Raw genomic sequence first — 19,594 nt, forward strand, 5'->3', positions numbered from 1 at the left:
AACAACAAGAGAGGCAAGACCCATGGGTGTGTATGACTATAAAAACCACGGCACGGCAGACTCCAAAGCGTTGTTCAGCGACGCGATGGCGATCACGCTGTATTCCTATCACAACCTCGACAATGGCTTTGCCACCGGTTACCAGCACAACGGCTTCGGCCTGGGTTTGCCGGCGACCCTGGTCACGGCGCTGATTGGCGGCGCTGATTCCCAGGGCGTCATCCCCGGGATCCCCTGGAATCCGGATTCGGAAAAAGCCGCACTGGATGCCGTGCAAAAGGCCGGCTGGACGCCGATCAGCGCTTCGCAACTGGGCTATGACGGCAAGGTCGATGCGCGCGGAACCTTCTTCGGCGAAAAGGCCGGTTACACCAGCGCCCAGGTGGAGATCCTCGGCAAGTACGACGCCCAGGGGCAACTCAGTGAAATCGGCATTGCCTTTCGCGGCACCAGTGGGCCTCGGGAAACCCTGATCAGCGATTCGATCGCCGACGTGATCAACGACCTGCTGGCAGCCCTGGGGCCGAAGGACTACGCGAAAAACTACGTGGGTGAAGCCTTCGGCGAGTTACTTGGCGACGTCGCCGCGTTTGCCCGTGCCAATGGCCTGTCGGGCAAGGACGTGCTGGTCAGCGGTCACAGTCTCGGCGGGTTGGCGGTCAATAGCCTGGCAGACCTGAGCAACGAGCAGTGGTCGGGGTTCTATAAGGACTCCAATTACATTGCCTACGCTTCGCCCACCCAAAGCAGCACCGACAAAGTGCTCAACGTCGGTTATGAAAACGACCCGGTGTTTCGTGCCCTCGACGGTTCGTCGTTCAACCTGTCGTCGGTGGGCGTACACGATGCCGCCAAAGCCTCGGCGACTGACAACATCGTCAGTTTCAACGATCACTACGCCTCGACGGCGTGGAACGTCCTGCCGTTTTCCATCCTCAACATCCCGACCTGGATCTCGCACCTGCCCACCGCTTATGGCGACGGCATGAACCGGGTGCTGGCGTCGACGTTCTACGACCTCACCGGCAAAGACTCGACGATCATCGTCGCCAACCTGTCGGACCCGGCCCGGGCCAACACATGGGTTCAGGATTTGAATCGCAACGCCGAAACCCACAAAGGCAGCACCTTCATCATTGGCAGCGACGGCAACGATCTGATCCAGGGCGGCCAGGGCAATGACTATCTGGAAGGCCGTGCCGGCAACGACACCTTCCGCGATGGCGGCGGCTACAACATCCTGTCGGGCGGCCAGGGCAACAACGTACTCGATCTGCAGCAATCGGTGAAAAACCTGGATTTTGCCAATGATGGTGCCGGCAACCTGTATATCCGCGACGCCCATGGCGGCATCAGCATTACCCGGGACATCGGCAACATTGTCAGCAAGGAACCGGGATTGCTTTGGGGGCTGTTCAAGGATGACGTGACCCACAGCGTGACCGCCGATGGCCTGGCGGTCGGCAATGACCTGACTCGGTACGCTGCATCGGTAAAAGGCGGGGCAGGTGCCGATACGCTCACGGCGCACGCTGGCGGCGATTGGTTGTTTGGCCTTGAAGGCAACGATCACTTGATCGGCGGCAAGGGTAACGATGTGTTTGTCGGCGGGGCGGGGAACGACCTGATGGAGTCGGGGGGCGGGAGCGATACGTTCCTGTTCAGTGGCGGGTTTGGTCAGGACCGGGTGGTAGGTTACCAAGCGGATGACCAGCTGGTGTTTATGGGGGTTCAGGGGGTGATGCCGAACGATGATGTTCGGGCGCATGCCACGGCGGTGGGGCAGGATACGGTGCTGACCTTTGGCGGGGATTCGGTGACGCTGGTCGGGGTTGGGCTGGAGAGTTTGTCTGGTGGGGGGATTGTTATCGCCTGAAAGTGATGCGGCGCCTGTGAGGGCCTCTTCGCGAGCAAGCCCGCTCCCATCCCTCGTTTAGTGTGTCCACAGATCTTGTGTCCACAGTAGATCAAATGTGGGAGCGGGCTTGCTCGCGAAGAACGATGACTCGGTCTTCAGTCTTCCTTGCGTACGGTAGCCACCTCAGCAGCCCTGACCTTCACCTTCGCCCCGGAAATATCTTCAAACTCGTAAAAACCATCCTTGGTCTCGGTGTCCGGCATGTCCTTGGTCAAATACTGGGTGCCGTTCTGCAGGGTCACCACCGTTGCCGTCGAACAACCGGCCAGGGCCAGAAAGGCTGCCACTGCCAAGGGCAAACCCAGAGTCTTGATATTCATACCCACCTCTCATCCTTTAAAAAAGCAGCGCACTGTCTCGATCGAGCATTACCGTCACGGTACCTCTAAGGCGGTTGGTGCGATGGATTGGCAGAAAGTTCGACAGACGGCAAAAAAATAAGCCGATTGCCCGCCGCTGATCCTTTTCCGTTTGCACCGCACCGGGCGTAGCTGGTATCTGTACGCATAACCAGTATTCGCTTGCCATGGCCCTTTTTCCTGTGACTGCAAATCCCCTCGACGACCCGTTCTACTACTTGAACAACTTCATGCAAGTGCTTGATTGGCTTGAGCATCGCTATGCCGATGTGTTGAGTGTCGAGGAGCAGCGATTCATCGGCGATTTCTACCTGCTGCCCCGGCCCTCCAGGGCGCTGCTGGTGCGGATGGTGATGCGCAGGGGCATACACTTCCGGGCGAGCAAGCTGCAGTACGTCGAGATCGGCGACACCGCGAGCGCTGCCGGCCCGTTGTTGGCGCTGGGCTGGATCGACGAGCAGGCGCCATTGTCTATCGAAGAACTGTTCGAGGTGCTGCTCAAGGCAGAAATCCTCCAGTGTCTTGGCGCGGCCATCGATCAGCCCAAGGGAAAGAAGACCGATTGGCTGCCGGCATTGAGCGAGCAGTTTCCCGAAGCCCGGTGCTTCAGCCACTGGTGCGAGGCAGTGGATGATCGGCTGTTCAGCCTGACCATCATGGGTCTGTGTGATCGCCTGCGTCTGATGTTCTTTGGCAATCTTTACCAGGACTGGTCGGAGTTCGTGCTGGCCGACCTGGGCATTTTTACTTATGAAAAAGTCGAGTTCTGCGCCGACTCCCGGGGCTTGCGCAGCCGCGAGGACGTGGATGCCTGCGTTTTCCTGCATGACTGTCAGCAGCGTTTCGAAGCGGGCGAAGCGCTGGCCGGCATTGTCGAGCAGGTCAACGGGCTGGCGCTGGGCAACCCCTGGCTGCAACGACGTCGCGACAAACTGTTATTCCAGATGGGTCAATATTGCGAACGCACCGCCGATTTCGCCATGGCCTTGAGCATTTACCGCGAGTGCGCCTGGCCCGGCGCGCGGTTGCGCCTGATTCGCGTGCTGGAGCGCTGCGGCGAGTATCAGCTGGCGCTGGACCTGGCCAGCCATGCCGAGCAAACAGCGCAAAGCGCCGCCGAACAGCAGCACTTGCTGCGGGTATTGCCCCGCCTGCGGCGCAAGCTCGGCGGGCCGCCCATCAAGCGTTCGTCCCCGCGGGAAATGCTGCGCCTGGACCTGCAACTGCCCAGGACCGATCCGGCGCTGTCGGTGGAATATCATGTCCAGGCCCACCTGGCACAGGAGTCGGCACCGGTGCATTACGTGGAGAACAGCCTGATCAACTCGCTGTTCGGGCTGCTGTGCTGGCCGGCGATCTTCGCGCCCTTGCCGGGAGCGTTTTTTCACCCGTTCCAGCGCGGGCCGGTGGACCTGCTCAATGAAGATTTCCATGTGCGCCGGGCTGACCTGTTCCAGGCCTGCCTGGCCGAACTCGATGACGGACGTTACCGCCAGACCATCCGTGACCGTTATGCCGCCAAGTGGGGCGTGCAATCACCCTTCGTGTTCTGGGGTGTATTGAGCGAGGCATTGCTCGACCAGGCCCTCGATTGTCTGCCGGCCGACCACCTCAAGCACTGGTTCCATCGCCTGCTGCTGGACATCAAGGCCAATCGCGCCGGCATGCCGGACCTGATCCAGTTCTGGCCGCAAGACAAGGCCTACCGCATGATCGAAGTCAAAGGCCCCGGCGATCGCCTGCAGGACAACCAGTTGCGCTGGCTGGAGTTCTGCCATGAGCACCAGATGCCGATTGCCGTGTGCTACGTGCAATGGGCGGAGCAGAGCGCGTGAGCTACAACATCGCGGTGCGCGCGTTGTGCGAGTTCACCGCCAAGGTCGGCGACCTTGACCTGCGTTTCACCCCGTCGCCGACTGCACTGGAAGGCATCGTCGGGCATCGCACCGTGGCGTCCCGCCGCAGTGAGGGTTACCAGCGTGAAGTAGCGCTCGAAGGCCGGTATCAAACGTTGAAGATCAAGGGCAGGGCGGACGGCTACGACCCGGTGCAAAATTGCCTGGAAGAAGTCAAAACCTATCGCGGCGACTTGAATAAACAACCCGCCAACCACCGTCAGCTGCACTGGGCACAAGCGAAGATCTACGGCTGGCTGATGTGCCAGAAGCTGGAACTGACCCGGATCAATCTGGCGCTGGTGTACTTCGACATCGTCAGCGAAAGGGAAACCTGCCTGGTCGAGGCCTTCAGCGCACCAGAGCTGGAGCTGTTTTTCGAACACCATTGCCGTCTGTTCCTGCAGTGGGCCGAGCAGGAAATGGCCCACCGCGAAGGACGCAATCGTGCGGCGCAGCAACTGGCGTTTCCCCATGCCAGCTTCCGTCCCGGGCAGCGTCATCTGGCTGAATCGGTCTTCAAGGCGGTCAGTACCGGCCGCTGCCTGATGGCCCAGGCACCCACGGGGATCGGCAAGACCGTCGGCACCTTGTTTCCAATGCTCAAGGCCCTGGCGCCGCAGCAACTGGACAAGGTGTTCTTCCTTACCGCGAAAACCCCGGGCCGAAAACTGGCGCTGGATGCCGCGCAAGTCATCCTCGACAGTGCCGAAGCGCCACCCCTGCGGGTTCTGGAAATGATCGCCCGGGACAAGGCCTGCGAGCATCCGGACAAAGCCTGTCACGGCGAATCCTGCCCGTTGGCCCAGGGTTTCTATGACCGCTTGCCCGCGGCGCGCCAGGCCGCCAGCGAGCTGACCCTGCTGAACCAGAGCGCCTTGCGCGAGGTAGCACTTGAACATGACATTTGCCCGTATTACCTGAGCCAGGAAATGGCCCGCTGGGCAGACGTGGTGGTTGCCGACTACAACTATTATTTCGATTTCAGCGCGCTGCTGTTCGGGCTGGCCCAGGCCAACAACTGGAAAGTCGCGGTGCTGGTGGACGAAGCGCATAACCTGGTGGAGCGGGGGCGGCAAATGTACAGTGCAAGCCTCGACCAATCGACCCTCAATGCTGTGCGCAAAACCGCCCCGCCAGCGCTGAAGACAGCCTTGCAGCGGGTCAACCGGCAATGGAATGCCCTGCATGACCTGCAGCTCGGCGCCTATCAGGCGTACGACAAGGCGCCGGAAAAATTGCTCCAGGCCCTGTCGTCCTGCAGTGCGAGTATCGGCGATTACCTGAACGATCATCCTCAAGGCCTGGACAGCGCCTTGCAGGGTTTTTACTTCGACATGCTGCAGTTTTGCCGGGTCGCCGAACTGTTCGATGAACAGTTCCTGTTCGACATCAGCAAGCGCGACCTCGAGCGCAAGAAAAACCTTTCGCAGCTGTGCCTGCGCAACGTGGTGCCCGCCGGCTTCATCCGCCCGCGCCTGACGGCTGCGCGCAGCACCGTGTTGTTTTCCGCGACCCTGAGCCCGCGCCATTACTACGCCGATCTGTTAGGGACGCCAGCGAACACGGTGTGGATCGATGTCGAATCACCCTTTCACGCCGATCAGCTGCAAGTGCACATCGTCAACCAGATCTCCACCCGGTTCGTTCATCGCCAGTCGTCCCTGGCGCCGATCGTCGAGCTGATCGCCAGGCAGTTCAGCCAGCGTCCCGGCAACTACCTGGCGTTTTTCAGCAGCTTCGATTATTTGCAGCAAGTGGCGCAGTTGCTGGCGCAAAGACATCCCCATATCAACCTGTGGGCGCAGTCTCGAGGCATGGCGGAAGGGCAGCGCCAGGGTTTTCTCGATCAGTTCACCGCGGACAGTCAGGGTATTGGTTTCGCAGTGCTGGGCGGGGCGTTTGGCGAAGGCATCGACTTGCCCGGGGCGCGCCTGATCGGTGCGTTCATTGCCACCCTCGGGCTGGCGCAACTCAACCCGGTCAACGAGCAGGTGAAACATCGCATGGCGGCGATTTTCGGTGCCGGGTATGACTACACCTACCTGTTCCCCGGGGTGCAGAAAGTGGTCCAGGCGGCGGGACGGGTGATTCGCACCCAGCAGGATCAAGGGGTCATCATGCTGATCGATGACCGCTTTGGCGACAGCAAGGTCAAGCAACTGCTGCCGCGCTGGTGGACGATTGCGCCAACGAATCTTCTCGCTGTCGAGTAGGAATTTTCATATTACAAACAGTGACATACATTGAAAGACACAACCATTTGAACAAGCGAGCAAAGTGCGCTTTAGTCATGGATCGCGTCATCACTTCAATCGAATCTTTGATAAGGAAATCAAGGTATGTCAGTAGCACCGAACTACTCGTACACCCCTGAACAGGTCACGGCAGCGTTTGATGAAATAAAAGCGACGCTGTTCAACGGCATCAAGGCCGAGGCAATCCCCAAAATACTGGTTGTTGCCGGGATAGAGGGCGCAGGCAAAACCTATCTGCTGGAAAAAAGCCTTTTGCCCTCAAAACGGTACGACAACTATGTTCGTCTGTACTTGCCCGAATACCGAAAAAAACACCCTCAATACGAAGAAATGATCAAACTCGGCGTTTTGCATGCGTATGAGCATACAGAGGCATTTGTCCGTGAAGTCTCCACGAAGATTCATACCCATGCGTTTACAGGCAAATACAACATCATCATGGAATGCGTGTTCGAAAGTTTCGAGTTCGCGACCTTTCCACCGACAGCAACCGCCGTCGGTTATCAGTTCGAGACTCACATCGTTGGCTGCACACAAGAGTTTGCTTACCTGTCGAGCATCAAACGAGCGTTAAAAAGCCTGCAAGATCGAGAGATGGAAAGGTTTCTGACGGTCTCCAGGCTGAAGGCCAGCATGTGTTATGCGCAAGCGGTCATCCTGGCCTTCGAGACGGCTGCAAAGGCGGTCAGCGGGTCGCAAATCAACCTGTACGAGCGTGGCTTCGGCGCGTTGAAAGAGCGGGCGTTGATCGCTCAGAGCACCTACTCAAAGGCTGCCGATGGTTCCGTTACCTCTACGACAACCAAGATAAATTTTACGTACAGCGTGTACTCCAGCATTATCGATAATCATGTCTTCGCGACTCAAGACCGGGACGAGGTTCTAAAGGAGTGCCACCTGGCGCTGCTCAAGACCCAGGCCCATGCTCAATATGTCCCTGATTTTGTCTACAACGCCCTGTACGCCTTCATCACCAAATACGTAAACCGATGACACTTGGCGACGAGTGTCGGTATTGCGACTTTCCAAACTGGCGCTTTGTCGCATACTTTACAAACACATCCATGACGTGAGGGATCAATGAGCGAAGATCGAAGCAAAGCCACCATCATCGATGACAGTCGTTTTCGCCTGCTGATCGATGCTGTGATTGACTATGCGATCTACATGATTGATCCCGATGGCATCATCACCAGCTGGAACACCGGCGCCAGGCGTTTCAAGGGGTATGAGGAGGCCGAGATTCTCGGCCAGCACTTCTCGCGTTTCTACACCGAAGAGGATCGACGCGCGGGTATGCCCCAGCGCGCGTTGAACACGGCAATCAACGAAGGGCGTTTCGAAGGCGAGGGCTGGCGGGTGCGCAAGGACGGTACGCACTTCTGGTCGCACGTGGTCATCGACCCGATTATCGACCCGTCGGGCAAGTTGCTGGGGTTTGCCAAGATCACCCGAGACCTGACCGACCGCAAGATGGCCGAAGAGACCCTCAAGCAAAGCGAGCAGCAATTCCGCCTGCTGGTGCAAAGCGTCACGGACTACGCGATCTATATGCTTGCCCCGGACGGCCGCCTGACCAACTGGAATCTCGGGGCCCAGCGCATCAAGGGCTATTTGCCCGAAGAAGTGATCGGGCAACATTTTTCGATGTTTTATACCCCGGAGGACCGCGAAGCCGGCGAACCGCAAAGGACCCTGTCCATTGCCATCCGTGATGGGCGATTCGAAAACAAAGGCTGGCGCGTGCGCAAGGACGGGACGCGGTTTTTGGCCCACGTCGTGGTCGACCCGATCCGGGGCGACACAGGCACGTTACTCGGTTTCGCCAAGATCACCCGTGATATCACCGAAGTCACCCAGGCTCAGCAGGTCCTCGAACAAACCCGCGAGGCACTGTTCCAGGCCCAGAAGATGCAAGCCATCGGCCAGCTCACCGGGGGCATTGCCCACGACTTCAACAACTTGCTGACGGTGATCCTCGGCAATCTGGAAATAGTCCGCAAGCGCGTGGATGACGATCCGCGCATTACCCGGCTGGTGGATAACGCCACCCAGGGCGCCTTGCGTGGCGTATCGCTGACCCAGCGCATGCTGGCGTTTGCCAGGCGCCAGGAACTCAAGGCCGAACCCGTCGAGATTCCGACACTGATACAAGGCATCTCCGGCTTGTTGCGCAGCTCCCTCGGGCCTTCCGTGGTCCTTGAAATCCACTTTTCCCCCGAGCTTGAACCGGTCCTGGCCGACGTCAATCAGCTTGAACTGGCGGTGCTGAACCTGGCGACCAATGCCAGGGATGCCATGCCCCATGGCGGGAAAATGGTGATCAGCGCCAGAACGGAAGAGGTTGGCGACCAAGTCCAGTTCACCCCGATGAAGGGCCGCTATGTCTGCCTGAGTATCAGTGACACGGGGGAAGGCATGGATGAGACCACGCTGGCCTCGGCGATGGACCCGTTCTTCACCACCAAGGGGGTGGGTAAAGGCACGGGCCTGGGGTTGTCGATGGTGCATGGTTTTATCGAACAACTGGGCGGGCGATTCATACTCAAGAGCCAGAAAGACGCGGGCACGACTGCCGAACTGTGGATACCCATCGCCACGACCGGTTCGGTGGCCATGCCCGCTACCGACGAAGAAACCGCACCGCCTGTGCCTCGCCTGTGTGTGCTGGTGGTGGACGACGACAGCCTGGTGTTGACCAGTACCTGCCTGTTGCTCGAAGACCTCGGACATCGGGTGATCAGCGCGGTCTCCGGGGCTCTGGCGCTGAAAGCGCTCGATGCCGAGCCAGCCATCGACCTGGTCATTACCGACATGGCCATGCCACAGATGAATGGTGCGCAACTGGCGCAGGCCATCCGCGTCATCAAACCCAGCCTGCCGATCATTCTCGCTACCGGCTACGCCGAACGACTGGAAGGCTTTGCGACGCAACTCCCGCGCCTGTCCAAACCCTATACCCAACTCAATCTGGTGGAGATCATCGCCTCGACCATGAAATGATCACCGCACCACCTGCATACCGCTGGATTGTGGAAAACGCCAAATCCCTGTTGTAGGAGCCGGCTTGCTGGCGAAGGCGTCGTCATGAGCACTGCAAGGCTGGAGGCCGCCTTCGCTGCGGTGCGGCGATCCGACAAGCCAGCTCCTACAGGGATCACCTGTGTACCGCAACATCAGCTCGCGGAGTGCGCATTCTTCCTGAAGCCGCGCAAGTTCATGGCGCACAGGCAAAACTGCAACACGATCAGGGCATAGGCCTGGGTGTGGTAACCCCATATCACCCACAACACATTGCTCACGATAAAACAGGTGAAGCCCGAGACCCGGCGTTCGGGGTTTTGCGAACCGATCAGCCATGCTGCCAGCACCGTGACCAGCATGGCAGGCCATTGCACCCAATCGAGATAGTCCATTGCTGACCCCTTGTGTTGTCAATCCAGCTGAACTTGTCGGCAGCGGTTTTTTCTAAAGGTCTTTGCAGCCCTCGCGTGATTCCTGTGCCAAGAATACTGACCGAGGCCCCGGCCGAAGAAACCCTCACCGAACACAATGCCAAAATGTTTGGTTCGCCCAAGGAGCGCCTGGATTTCTATCGCAGGGAAATCCAGTACGAAACCAGCATTCTGGCCAATCGCACCGACGCCTACCTGGCCGCGCAATCGTTTTTGCTGATTGCGTTCGCTTCCTGCATGTCCAACCTCAATCCGGAATGGGGCAAGCTCTTTACCCTGGTGGTGCCGCCATTCCTGGCGCTGTTGGGGCTGCTCAGTTCGCTCAACGCGTGGCCGGGTATTCGAGCGGCTTACGACATTATTGATCATTGGCATTTCAAGCAGAGTGAATTGTTGCGCAGTGAGCCCTTGATGGGCCTCGCCTACGATGAGTCGCCGTTGTTCAGTGAGATGGAATCGTCCCACAAGGGCTATCGCAAGTCCTTGTTATTTTCGGTGCGTACGCCTTGGATTTTCGCCACGTTCTGGGTATTGCTGGGCAGCTATGCAGTTTATATCCAGGTGACGAATCCCGGTGCGTGAGCCGAATCGTAAATTTGTTGGTCGTGAATATCCGTTACTGCGGTAACGGCCGCCGACGGTTCCGCTTTTACAGCGGGTCACTTGGAAAAGCGCCAAGTAACCAAGCGCTTTTGCCCCTTTCGTTCGGTGCCTCGCCTAGGCTCGGCATGCCCTCGCTCCGGTCCTGCTCCGTGGGCCCGCCGCGATCGGCCATCCATGGCCGTGCGCGGCTAACCCGGCATCCATGCCGGGTTGCCCACTGCGCAGAACCTCCACTCGGCCTCTCGATGGGGCGTACACCGCAACAGCCAAAGCGAGGCGGCCTGCCAGCCGACCTGGCTTCACGTGAACGCATTACCCTGTAGGAGCTGTCGAGCGAAGCGAGGCTGCGATCTTTTGATCTTCCGTTACCGTTGCTTTTGCCTTGGCTGCATCAAGCAGCCATATTGCCTGCGCTCATTTCTTTCTTGTACTGGGCCTTCAAAGTTTCCATCTGCGCTCCCAGTTCTTCGAGGGTGGCTTTGCCCAACAGTTTTTTCGCCTGAGGAAACATTTCCGTCTCTTCCTCTTCGATATGGTGCTCCAGCAGTTCCTTGACCACTTTCACACGACCGGCGAATTCCGGAGTGGAGGGGTCGGTGACTTTCAAATCGGGCAGCACCAGCGAATCGACGGTGCGATGTTCTTCCTTGGCCTCGTAATACATCACGTCCTGTTCCTTGCCCCCGGCTTTCTTGTACGCCGGGTATAAGACTTCTTCTTCAAGACGGGTATGAATGGTGATCTCCATTTCCAGCTTGGCCAACAGTTCGCCGCGTTTTTTGATACCACGCTCGGTGGATTCGCTTAATTGGGTCAGGATACCTTTTACGCGTTCATGGTCGGCTTTCAACAGGTCTATGGCGTTCATGGTCGAGTCTCTCAACTAGGTCAGGGGAAGAGCGCGAACGGTCTCAAGGCCGAAGGTCGCTTCTGTCTCAGGAGCATTTGTCGTGCCGGTTCTTTATTTCGGTAAAAATACATATAAATCAATAGGTTAAAATCAATGATGGCAAACTGAAGTCGTGCAGGCTGCATGAGCCGGGAAATTGACTCATGCAGTTCGCGGCGTTGCCTTTTTACCCCAGTGACAGCGTGATTTTCAGCGTTGACCGCTGATCAGATTCGCCAATCATGCAACTGAACTCGCGGTTCTGCCTTGCTCCCTTAATACAGACAACCGATGTCTTTATTGACCAGTGAGGATCTAGCCATGCGTGCAATGACTTACCACGGAGCCCATGACGTCAAAATCGAAACGGTGCCCGATCCCACTATCGAAGCACCCGACGACATCATTTTGCGGGTGACGGCCACCGCCATTTGCGGATCGGATTTGCATTTGTATCGAGGCAAGATTCCGACCGTGGAGCACGGCGACATTTTTGGTCATGAGTTCATGGGCATTGTCGAAGAAACCGGCTCGGCGGTGACGGCCGTGCAGCGCGGTGATCGGGTGGTGATTCCATTTGTGATTGCGTGTGGCGAGTGCTTTTTTTGCCAGCGTGATCTGTTCGCCAGTTGTGAAACCACCAATACCGGTCGTGGTGCCATCATCAATAAAAAGGCGATTCCACCGCCCGCCGCCTTGTTCGGCTTCAGTCGTCTGTATGGCGGCATACCGGGGGGGCAGGCCGAACTGGTCAGAGTGCCCAAGGCCAACACCGGGCCCTTCAAGATTCCCGGGCTGCTGGCGGACGAGAAAGTGTTGTTCCTGTCGGACATCCTGCCCACGGCGTGGCAAGCGGTCCTCAACACCGGGATCGGGCCGGGTTCAAGCATTGCGATCTATGGCGCCGGGCCGGTGGGGCTATTGAGTGCGGCGTGCGCGAAGATGTTCGGTGCCGAGCAAATCTTCATGGTCGACCATCACGACTATCGGCTGGCCTATGCCCAGCGCACCTATGGTGTAATCCCGATCAACTTTGATGACGATGATGATCCGGCAGACACCATCATTCGCCAGACGGCGGGCAGCCGTGGGGTGGACGCGGTGATCGATGCCGTAGGCTTCGAAGCCAAGGGCAGTACCACGGAAACGCTGCTCGCCACGCTGAAACTCGAAGGCAGCAGCGGCAAGGCGCTACGCCAGTGCATCGCCGCCGTGCGCCGTGGTGGGGTGGTGAGTGTGCCGGGCGTCTATTCCGGGTTTATTCACGGTTTCCTGTTCGGCGATGCGTTCGACAAGGGCCTGACGTTCAAAATGGGCCAGACCCATGTGCAGCGCTATTTGCCGGAGCTGCTGGGGCACATCGAAACCGGACGCCTGCAACCGGAGGCGATCATCACTCACCGCATGTCCCTGGAGCAGGTGGCCGAGGGGTACAGGATTTTCGACAAGAAACAGGAGGACTGCCGCAAGGTGATTCTCACGCCGGGTTCCAGTGATGTGCCCCTGACCGAAGCTGTGGAGACTACGCCTATCCCGGCGTTATAGACCCCATTCTCTCCAGATGCGGATCACCTGTAGGAGCTGGCTTGTCGGGTCGCCGCATCGCAGCGATGGCGTCCTCTGGATCTGTACCGTTACACCCTGGATTCGGCTTGCTTGTGCAAACGTTGCGCATTTTGCGTAGACATCGAAACCGGGGGGAAATCTGCGTTGAGCACGCGCAAGTGTTCGATCGCTTCCTTGAACTTCAGGTTGGCCTTCCTGCGTATCTCCAGATAGCGATCAAACAGCTCCCCATCCATATCGCTGCCATCGAGCAGCTCAAAGGCGCTGCGGCTGAGCGCTTGGGCCTCGGCAAACATTTGACGATTGCGTTCCAGGGCGAACGCCCGGCAGGCTTTGATTTCTTCGCAGGTTGAATAGTGAATCATGACCAGCACCTTATTTTTCGAGGTCCCTTTTAATAGGCTTGGAGCCCCAGGGGAACCGAACCTGAACCATCCCGCCGCACAAAATCCGGGCGGGATTAAGCGTGTGACCTGCCGGACCGCCCAGGATTTCAAATTTATGAAGGCGAAAATTCGATGATTCCGGCAGTAAAAGCCCAAGGGTAAAATCAAATATCCTGTTTTTTACGCCGTTCATATCGAGCCAGGATCGGTTGGGTGCTGATCCCGTGGAACAGGATGCTCAACGCGACCACGGACAGGGTCAGATCGATGCAGAGCGTTGCAACAGACGGCGCCAGCCCGTGGTTCAGTGCATAAAACAGATAAAACAGACTGCCGATGCCGCGTATGCCGAACCAGCCGATCAACAGGCGCTGGCGAGCGTCCAGCAAACCACCCCAAGGCATGGCGACCACACTCAGTGGTCGAATCAGACAGAACAACACACCGGCGATCACCAGCGCGCGCCAGTCCCAGTGCGCGATCAACACCACGCCGAGCAGCGTCACCAGGAAGACTTCCATGGCGCGCTCCACCAGCCCGCCGAAGGCGAGCATGTCGCCCATCATGATGCCCGCGGCGACCTGAGTGTCTTCAAGCCTGGCGGTATTACCATGCACGGCGTGCAGCGGCTCGACGTTCTGATGCCCGACAACGGGTTGAACCAGGTGCTCGGCGGGAAGCTCGTCGTTGCCCGTGGACTTGACCTCTTCCTGACGCAGACCCAGGCCCGCCGCGAACACTGACAGAAAGCCGTAGCCGTGAATCGACTCGGCCACTACATACGACAGGGCGATCAAGGCGAGGGCCAGGTAATCGTTCGGCGATAGGGTGCTGTCGTCATTTCGGATCCGCAGCGACAAGGTCAAACGGCCAATACCGCGTCCCATCCAATAGCCGGTAAGCAGGCCGGCAGGCACTGCCCACAGCACACTGCGCAACACCCAATCGCCCAGCCAGCCGGGGTTGCCGTCGTGCTGCACCAGCAGCAGGCCGAGGATCACGAAGGGGAAGGCGATGCCGTCATTGAGCCCGGCCTCACCCGACAGGCCGAAGCGCACACTGTCGTCATCCCGGGCGTCGTTGACTTGTACCAGGGAGGCAAGTACCGGGTCGGTCGGTGCCAGAATCGAGCCGATCAGCACCGAAGCGCCCCAAGGCAGCTCAAAGGCGTAGTGCAACAACAGACAGACGCCAGCGATCGTCAACAGCATCACCGGACCGGCCAGCCCGAATGCAATCCGCCAGTTTTTATCCCTGAGCGGCGAGCGCAATTTCAGGCCGCAGACGAACAGCGAGAACAGCACCGCGACTTCCGTCAGGTGCTCCATCCAGATGGATGCGTCACTCGTGTCCAGTTTCAACAGCCCGAGTCCCGCCGGCCCGATGGCCACACCCAGCACCAGGCACACGGCGGAGGTGGTCACCGGCATCCAGCGCAGGTACGACGACGTCAGTGCCAGCGTCAGCAGCACGGCACCCAACACCGCCACCCAGACAATGAAACTCATGATCGGAGTTCACTGTGGGCGGCGCGGGCCTCAAGGGCCGCGGTCATCAACCGACAGTCGCGCGCAGGTATTCAGGCGTCAACACGTTGAACCAGATCAGGATCATTTCCACCAGGATGGTGACCAGCACCAACAACCCGACGCCCCAGACGCAGGCCGCATACAACAGGCCCTGTTCCTTGCGCTCGTGCATGAAGGTTGGCAGGCCGACAAACAGCAGGAAGGTCGAATAGAGGGAGGCACTGCCGGCGCTGAGCTTGACGATTTCATTTTCAGCCAGGCTCCAGCCGACATAGGTGGTGCCGATAAACAGGCACACGGCGGGGATCAAGGCCAGCAGCAACAAATGGGCGAGGTAATGACGCGGATGCGCTTCCTCTTCCTTGCGGATATCCGTCCACGCGAAGTTCGGTTGGGTAAACAGCTTGACGATAGGTGCGGACATGACGACCTCCTGAGCTGGAGCGGCCCGTGACAGGGGACCCTGAACGTATTGAGGGGCAAGTTTTGCCAGGGGTTCATTTTTTCTTCGCAGGCCTGGGCGAGGCTCCGATAGAGGGAATGTTTACAGGTGGCCAAGGTCAACCGAGCAGTTCCCTCCCTGGATGATTTGCCATGAACGTCAGCCAATCGGTGGTCGAGTATCTGCGCCAAAACGACTTGCTGCTGAGCACCGCAGAGTCCTGTACGGCCGGCAAGATCATCACGCTGCTGGCTGAAGTGCCGCACAGCGGGGAACTGATCGAAAGCGGGTACGTGGTCTATTCCCCCGAAGCCAAGCAACGTTTGCTCAACGTCAGCCCCGAGACCATCGAAACCTTCAACCTGACCAGTTGTGAAGTTGCCCGGGAAATGGCCTCGGGTGCACTGCGCGACAGCACGGCCAATGTCGCGGTGGCGACCACCGGGATTCTCGGGCCGGAAGATGTCGATGGCATTCCGGCCGGCACCATTTGTTTCGCCTGGGCTTTCCAGACCGCGCAGGGACGCAGTGTTTTCAGCCAACAACAGCGATTTTCCGGGACGCGTGCCGAGGTCCAGTTATTGGCCGCCGAGCATGCGTTGAAACGGCTGCCGCATTTCCATCAACGGGCATTGGCCGGTGAGCAAGGTCAGGGGCGCACTTGATGAACGATGAATCCGGCCATACCGATTACCGCAGCCGCGACTATCCCGTGCGTGAAGACATGGCGCATCAGGTCAAGGTCTGGCGATTCGAGCGTTGGGGCTGGTACGTCCTGGTGCTGTTGGTGGTGCTGGCCCTGCTCGGGCTGTTTTCACGCGGGCCGCTGAGTACCCGGGACGTGCAAGGCAGCGATGGCAAGGTCAGGGTGCAATACGAGATGTTTCACCGCAACGGATCGACCAACCCGATGCAGTTGAGCGTGATCAGTACGCCCGATGCCATGGTCGAGCTGGAACTGTCCGGAGCGCTGCTGGAAGGCTTCAGTATCGAAAGCCTGCAGCCGGAGCCCATCCGTGCCGTCAGTGCCGGGCAAGGTATGAAGCTGTGGGTGCAGACCGACGCGCAAGGCCGGGCCAACCTGCATCTGACTTTGCGCGGGGATGGGCTGGGGCTGTTTCACAGCCGTATTACTTCGCCCGGCGCTACCGCGGTGAACGTCGATCAATTCATTTTCCCTTAGGTGACCTATGGACTCGGTATTGCGCGCGGCCGCGATGTATCTGGCGCTGATGGTGCTGTTCAAGATTGCCGGCCGGCGCTCCCTGGCCGAGTTGACGACATTCGATTTCGTGCTGTTGATGATCATCGGTGAGGCGACGCAGCAGGCGTTGCTGGGTGATGACTTTTCCCTGACCAATTCGATGCTGGTCATCGTCACGCTGATTGCCATAGACGTCGGCCTGTCGCTGCTCAAACAGCGCTCGCAATGGATATCGCAGCTGATCGATGGCGGGCCGACGATCATCGTCGAGAACGGCAAGCTGCTGCACAAGCGCCTGCGCCAGGCGCGGTTGATCGAGGCCGACGTCATGGAGGCCGCACGCTCGAGCCAGGGCATCGAAACCCTGGATCAGATCAAGTTCGCGATACTGGAGCGCAACGGCAAGATCTCGGTGATTGCTCAGGAGCAGTCCTGACCTGCATTTCAGAAAAATATTGAGGCAAGCGCACACCTGTGGCTCAGGGCAAACGCCACGGTCCCTGTAGGAGCTGCTGAAGGCTGCGATCTTTTGATCTTGATCTTTTCAACGCCGCCGTAAAGCAAGATCAAAAGATCGCAGCCTTCGGCAGCTCCTACCGGGCCACAGGCAAGTCTTCCAGCGACGGGTCTTTCATTGACCCGGGTATGGCGGTCAGAGCATCGGTTTACCGCCGGTAATGCCGTAACGCTGCCCGGTGATGTAACTGGCCTCATCCGACGCCAACAGCACATAGATCGGCGCCACCTCCACCGGTTGGCCCGGGCGCCCGAGCGGCGTCTGCCCCCCAAAGTTCTGCACTTCTTCATCGGGCATGGTCGAGACGATCAACGGCGTCCAGATCGGCCCCGGTGCCACGCAGTTCACCCGGATGTTCTGCTCGCCCAGCAACTGCGCGAGGCCGGCGGTGAAGTTGGCGATTGCGCCCTTGGTCGTGGCGTAAGGCAGGAGGGTCGGTTTGGGCATGTCCGAATTGACCGAACTGGTGTTGATGATCGAACTGCCCGGTTGCATATGCTTCAGTGCGGCCTGGCAGAGGCGGAAAATGGCGGTGATGTTGACATCGAAGGTCATCACCCATTCGTCGTCGGGGATGTCCTCGAAGTGTTCGTGGGTCATCTGGAACGCGGCGTTATTGACCAGCACATCGATCCGGCCGAAGCGTTCGACCGTCTTGTCCACCAGGGCCTGGCATTGCGCTTTTTGCGCCAGGTCGCCGGGCAGCAACAGGCATTGACGGCCGGCCTGCTCGACCCAGCGAGCGGTTTCCTGTGCATCTTCATGTTCGTTGAGGTAGGCCACGACGACATCCGCGCCTTCACGGGCGAAGGCAATGGCGACGGCGCGACCGATGCCGCTGTCGGCGCCGGTGATCAGGGCGATCTTGCCCGCAAGCCGGCCGGAGCCTTTGTAGCTTTGTTCGCCACAGTCCGGGTAGGGCTCCATTTTCTTCTGGGAACCGGGGACTGGCTGAGCCTGTTTCGGGAAGGGTGGTTTTGGATAGGTTTTCATTGCGAAATCTCCGTTCTCAAGGCAGAAGAGTCAATGGGTTGACCCTGGTGTTTTGCCTTGAGTTCGGTTGGATTTCATCGCTGTACGGTAAACCCGGGCCCCACACAAACCCCCTGTAGGAGCTGGCTTGCCAGCGAAGAGGCCCTTCCAGTCGACATCATTGTTGGCGGAAAGGACGCCTTCGCTGCGGTGCGGCGATCCGACAAGCCAGCTCCTACAGGGGTGCGTTGTTTTTAGCGTGTGCGGTTGATCAGGCTGCGCTCCATCCGCGCAATACCTTCTTCCAGCAACGCTCGCGGGCAGCCAAAGTTCAGGCGCACGAACTGCTGGCTGTCATCGCCGAAATCCAGGCCGGCGCTGAGCCCGACCTTGGCCTGTTCGAGGAAGAATTGCTGCGGGTTGTCCAGCCCCAGCGCCGAACAATCGAGCCACGCCAGATACGTGCTCTGCGGCACGTTCAGGCTGACGCCCGGCAACCGGGTGCGAACGGCGTCGACCAGGTAATCGCGGTTGCCTTGCAGATAAGTCATGAGCCCGGCCAGCCAGGGTCCGGCTTCGCTGTAGGCGATGCGGGTGGCTTCCAGGCCCAGCGGGTTGACGCTGTCGACCAGGCCGCAGCGCGCGTGGTTGACCCGCTCGCGCACGGCTTTGTCCTGAATGATCATGAACGAGGTTTTCAGCCCGGCAATGTTATAGGCCTTGCTCGCCGACATCAGCGTGATGGTGCGCCTGGCGATGTCCGGGCTCAAGGTGGCGATCGGCACATGCACACGTCCGTCGAAGCACAGTTCGGCGTGGATCTCGTCGGAGATGATCCAGGCGTCCTGTTCCAGGCAGATGTGCGCCACCGCTTGCAGTTCTCCCCGCGGGAACACCTTGCCCAGCGGGTTGTGCGGGTTGCTCAACAGCAGGGCACCGCCGCCTTCCAGGGACTGGCGCAAGGCGTGCAGTGGCGTGGCATAGGTTCCGTCAGGCAGGGCGTCGAAACCCAGTTCGACCTTGTTCAGCCCCCAATGCCCCGGCGCATGGCGCAACGGCGGATAGTTGGGGGTCTGGACCACGACATTCTGTTGCGGCCGGAGCAGTGCGTGCAGGGCCATGTTGAAGCCCGACTCCACGCCCGGCAGGAAGATCAGCTCCTGGGGCTCGACGCGCCAGGCGTACTTCTTCCACAGGTCGGCAACGATGGCATTGCGCAAGTCATCCTGAGCCACGCTGTAGCCGAGCAATGGGTGTTCCAGACGTTTTTGCAGGGCCTGGATGATTACCGGCGGCGCGGCGAAGTCCATGTCGGCGACCCACATCGGCAATACGTCGGCCGGGTAACGGCTCCATTTGGTACTGCCGGTGTTGTGGCGGTCGAACACCTGATCAAAATCGAAAGTCATGCTCATCTCATAAAGGCCGGGATTAATTCGGCAGACATGATAAGCGCCAAGCCCCGGTAGGAGCGAGCCTGCTCGCGAAGGTGGTGGATCAGGCGACAACAATATCAACTGGCAGGCCGCCAACCCCCTGTAGGAGCTGGCCTCTGTGGGAGCGGGCTTGCCCGCGAAGGCGGCGGCCCATTCAATATCGCA

General features: G+C 59.1%; 18 protein-coding genes. 10 read left to right on the top strand and 8 right to left on the bottom strand.

The window, feature by feature from the left end; genetic code table 11:
• The first annotated feature begins 22 nt into the window (after positions 1-22).
• Positions 23-1,876, top strand: a complete 1,854-nt coding sequence (locus ACA067_RS13965) for a polyurethane esterase (protein WP_497462296.1) — start codon at positions 23-25, stop codon at positions 1,874-1,876.
• 137 nt (positions 1,877-2,013) lie between these two features.
• On the opposite strand, the gene ACA067_RS13970 is transcribed toward ACA067_RS13965, so the two are convergent.
• Positions 2,014-2,238 carry a YgdI/YgdR family lipoprotein gene (locus ACA067_RS13970; protein ID WP_497462297.1) on the bottom strand — a complete coding sequence of 75 codons (225 nt, stop codon included), beginning with the start codon at positions 2,236-2,238 and terminating at the stop codon, positions 2,014-2,016.
• A gap of 206 nt (positions 2,239-2,444) precedes the next feature.
• Here ACA067_RS13970 and ACA067_RS13975 point away from each other — a divergent pair, with 206 nt between their 5' ends.
• The 4 genes from ACA067_RS13975 to ACA067_RS13990 all read left to right on the top strand — a co-directional run bounded on the left by ACA067_RS13975 (position 2,445) and on the right by ACA067_RS13990 (position 9,433).
• Positions 2,445-4,112: a VRR-NUC domain-containing protein gene (locus ACA067_RS13975; RefSeq protein ID WP_497462298.1), complete on the top strand. Its 1,668-nt coding sequence runs from the start codon at positions 2,445-2,447 to the stop codon at positions 4,110-4,112.
• Entirely contained in the window at positions 4,109-6,388 is a 2,280-nt protein-coding gene (locus ACA067_RS13980; protein ID WP_497462299.1) for an ATP-dependent DNA helicase, read from the top strand. Before ACA067_RS13975 ends, ACA067_RS13980 begins: the two co-directional genes overlap by 4 nt.
• Before the next feature lie 126 nt (positions 6,389-6,514).
• On the top strand, positions 6,515-7,423 hold the full coding sequence (locus ACA067_RS13985) for a zeta toxin family protein (protein ID WP_497462300.1): 909 nt from the start codon (positions 6,515-6,517) through the stop codon (positions 7,421-7,423).
• Between the two features lie 87 nt (positions 7,424-7,510).
• Complete coding sequence (locus ACA067_RS13990; RefSeq protein WP_497462301.1) at positions 7,511-9,433, top strand: hybrid sensor histidine kinase/response regulator; 1,923 nt, start codon at positions 7,511-7,513, stop codon at positions 9,431-9,433.
• A 173-nt stretch (positions 9,434-9,606) separates the two neighbouring features.
• Here the strand turns inward: ACA067_RS13990 and ACA067_RS13995 are convergent, their stop codons facing one another.
• Positions 9,607-9,846, bottom strand: coding sequence for a hypothetical protein (locus tag ACA067_RS13995; RefSeq protein WP_497462302.1), 240 nt, complete (start codon positions 9,844-9,846; stop codon positions 9,607-9,609).
• 84 nt (positions 9,847-9,930) lie between these two features.
• Here ACA067_RS13995 and ACA067_RS14000 point away from each other — a divergent pair, with 84 nt between their 5' ends.
• Positions 9,931-10,467, top strand: a complete 537-nt coding sequence (locus ACA067_RS14000; RefSeq protein WP_497462303.1) for a hypothetical protein — start codon at positions 9,931-9,933, stop codon at positions 10,465-10,467.
• 412 nt (positions 10,468-10,879) lie between these two features.
• On the opposite strand, the gene ACA067_RS14005 is transcribed toward ACA067_RS14000, so the two are convergent.
• On the bottom strand, positions 10,880-11,356 hold the full coding sequence (locus ACA067_RS14005) for a PA2171 family ribosome-binding persister protein (RefSeq protein WP_064677672.1): 477 nt from the start codon (positions 11,354-11,356) through the stop codon (positions 10,880-10,882).
• 342 nt (positions 11,357-11,698) lie between these two features.
• Between ACA067_RS14005 and ACA067_RS14010 the strand changes: the two genes are divergently transcribed.
• Positions 11,699-12,922 (top strand): zinc-dependent alcohol dehydrogenase, encoded by a 1,224-nt coding sequence (locus ACA067_RS14010; protein ID WP_497462304.1) that lies wholly within the window; start codon positions 11,699-11,701, stop codon positions 12,920-12,922.
• 89 nt (positions 12,923-13,011) lie between these two features.
• Here the strand turns inward: ACA067_RS14010 and ACA067_RS14015 are convergent, their stop codons facing one another.
• The 3 genes from ACA067_RS14015 to ACA067_RS14025 all read right to left on the bottom strand — a co-directional run bounded on the left by ACA067_RS14015 (position 13,012) and on the right by ACA067_RS14025 (position 15,282).
• A complete protein-coding gene (locus ACA067_RS14015; RefSeq protein ID WP_497462305.1) occupies positions 13,012-13,308 on the bottom strand; it encodes a hypothetical protein in 297 nt (98 codons plus the stop codon).
• Between the two features lie 185 nt (positions 13,309-13,493).
• Positions 13,494-14,837, bottom strand: a complete 1,344-nt coding sequence (locus ACA067_RS14020) for a cation:proton antiporter (protein ID WP_497462306.1) — start codon at positions 14,835-14,837, stop codon at positions 13,494-13,496.
• Between the two features lie 46 nt (positions 14,838-14,883).
• A complete protein-coding gene (locus ACA067_RS14025) occupies positions 14,884-15,282 on the bottom strand; it encodes a YIP1 family protein (RefSeq protein ID WP_497462307.1) in 399 nt (132 codons plus the stop codon).
• Between the two features lie 170 nt (positions 15,283-15,452).
• Here ACA067_RS14025 and ACA067_RS14030 point away from each other — a divergent pair, with 170 nt between their 5' ends.
• From ACA067_RS14030 to ACA067_RS14040, 3 genes are read left to right on the top strand one after another with little or no spacing between them, the layout of a single operon-like run.
• Positions 15,453-15,965, top strand: a complete 513-nt coding sequence (locus tag ACA067_RS14030; protein ID WP_497462308.1) for a CinA family protein — start codon at positions 15,453-15,455, stop codon at positions 15,963-15,965.
• The gene (locus ACA067_RS14035) at positions 15,965-16,483 is read left to right on the top strand and encodes a hypothetical protein (RefSeq protein ID WP_497462309.1); all 519 of its coding nucleotides are present in this window, start codon (positions 15,965-15,967) and stop codon (positions 16,481-16,483) included. Before ACA067_RS14030 ends, ACA067_RS14035 begins: the two co-directional genes overlap by 1 nt.
• A gap of 7 nt (positions 16,484-16,490) precedes the next feature.
• The gene (locus ACA067_RS14040; protein ID WP_497462310.1) at positions 16,491-16,940 is read left to right on the top strand and encodes a DUF421 domain-containing protein; all 450 of its coding nucleotides are present in this window, start codon (positions 16,491-16,493) and stop codon (positions 16,938-16,940) included.
• Positions 16,941-17,156: 216 nt separating this feature from the next.
• Here ACA067_RS14040 and ACA067_RS14045 read toward each other — a convergent pair whose 3' ends face one another.
• Complete coding sequence (locus ACA067_RS14045) at positions 17,157-18,014, bottom strand: glucose 1-dehydrogenase (RefSeq protein ID WP_497462311.1); 858 nt, start codon at positions 18,012-18,014, stop codon at positions 17,157-17,159.
• A gap of 233 nt (positions 18,015-18,247) precedes the next feature.
• Positions 18,248-19,402 (bottom strand): MalY/PatB family protein, encoded by a 1,155-nt coding sequence (locus ACA067_RS14050; RefSeq protein ID WP_497462312.1) that lies wholly within the window; start codon positions 19,400-19,402, stop codon positions 18,248-18,250.
• Between the last annotated feature and the right edge of the window lie 192 nt (positions 19,403-19,594).

The organism is Pseudomonas sp. LBUM1674, from assembly GCF_059695635.1.